Origin of the sequence: uncultured Campylobacter sp., from assembly GCF_938045595.1 — a bacterium.
In the GTDB taxonomy this organism is placed as follows: domain Bacteria; phylum Campylobacterota; class Campylobacteria; order Campylobacterales; family Campylobacteraceae; genus Campylobacter_B.
Genome location: NZ_CALIBB010000042.1, coordinates 1 through 1,531, shown reverse-complemented (window position 1 = coordinate 1,531; position 1,531 = coordinate 1). Strand labels below are relative to the sequence as shown.

Below are 1,531 nucleotides of genomic sequence, written 5' to 3'. Positions count from 1 at the left end.
CAGTTTGCAGCTTTAAAATCTTTAAATTTCATGATCCCTCCCATAAAATACCGCTTCAAATTTACTCAAAACAGCATTTTATCATTTTGCGGGATTTATTTTTATTAATCCGAATAAATTTAATCAAGAATTTACAGGGTTCAAAACTCGCGAAAAGTTTTTGATCATGTTTTTGAATGAAATTCATCCATACCGAATAGTTAAATTTGCTGAAATTTAAAATTTTTGAAAGATTTCGCCGCTTGGAACTTCGCACCGCACAATTCCGAGAGCGGAATTCCAAAGTAAAATTTTACACCAAACCAATGTGTGCAGAATTTTGCTCGCGATGAAGCCTCGCCAAATATGGAGTGGAAGCTCTATCAAAAGGCTTGCGAGCTTGCAGCGCCTAAATTTACGCGCCAGACGCGAAGTTAAATTTTATATTTCGCGCTGCAAAACAAACAACCATTACATTATAGAAAATTTGCAAATTTATAAAATTCGGGCTTTTAAAATTTACTCCAAAAGCCCGAATTCTAATTTACTTCACCAGTTCGTAATTATACTCTTTCGTGCCGTCGAGTAGATTTGTGACGTTGTAGCCTCGTTCGTTTAGGGCTTTGGCGAGCTTGGCGCTGCGGTTGCCGCTGTAGCAGTGTGTGATCATCTTTTTGTCTTTATTGGCCTCAAGCACATCCTTGTAGTTTTCCAAAGGCTCGCCGTATGGAATATTTATCGCGCCTTTCATATGCCCCGCGTCGTAGTCCTGCTTCTGCCTAGCGTCGATGATCAGCACGTTCGGCTCATTTGCTATTTTCAAAAATCCCTCCGCGTTTATGCTGCCGACCTTATACAGCTCGTAGTCGTACTGCTTTACGCCGGGCGCGTTCATAAGCATGCTAAAGCCCTTTTGTTTAAGCAGATCAAGCGCCTTGCCGCTGCGGTTGCCCGTATTGCAATAAAGCACGACGTTTTTATCCTTGTAGGCGTTTATCTCATCCAGCCTGCTTTCCAGCTCTCCAAGCGGGATGTTAATCGCGTGCTTTAGGTGACCCGCAGCATATTCCTCCGCGCTTCTGACGTCGATGACTAGATAATTTTCTTTCGCTCTATTATCCTCCTCTATCGCCGATAGCGCTGCGCCGCTTATTGCATAGCCGCTAGGCTGCTGCGTCTCGGCGTCGCAAATCGCGAAAGATCCCAATACTGCCAGCAAAACCGCGCTTTTTAAAATTTTATGAGAAATAAATTTCATATGTTTCCTTTGAATTTTAGCTTTTAAAGCGGGAGATTATATCAAAAAATTTAGCTAAATAGTGTGAATTTGCGCCGTTAGCAGATGTGAGCGATCAAGTAGGGGTCCGATTGCAAAACTCGAAGAGCGATAAAATTTAATAAGGTCGGACTTGCAACCGACCGGTATCAGAAGGGAGGGATTAAAATATATAGACCGCCACGATAAACGCTCTTAGGCAAAAGCCGCCCACAAGCACGCCGTATTCGTTATAAACACAGCTTTTTACCTCCTCGTCGCCGTGCGTGGTTACTC

The 1,531-nt window shown here is 42.9% G+C and carries 1 protein-coding gene; it reads right to left on the bottom strand.

Annotated features, from left to right (window positions below; all coding sequences use genetic code 11):
• Positions 1 to 523: 523 nt before the first annotated feature.
• Positions 524 to 1,237: a rhodanese-like domain-containing protein gene (locus Q0340_RS01680; protein WP_298081899.1), complete on the bottom strand. Its 714-nt coding sequence runs from the start codon at positions 1,235 to 1,237 to the stop codon at positions 524 to 526.
• Positions 1,238 to 1,531: the final 294 nt, after the last annotated feature.

Coding starts and splice junctions, on each gene's coding strand:
- Q0340_RS01680 (WP_298081899.1), bottom strand. CDS start 1,237: ATGAAATTTATTTCTCATAAAATTTTAAAAAGCGCGGTTTTGCTGGCA.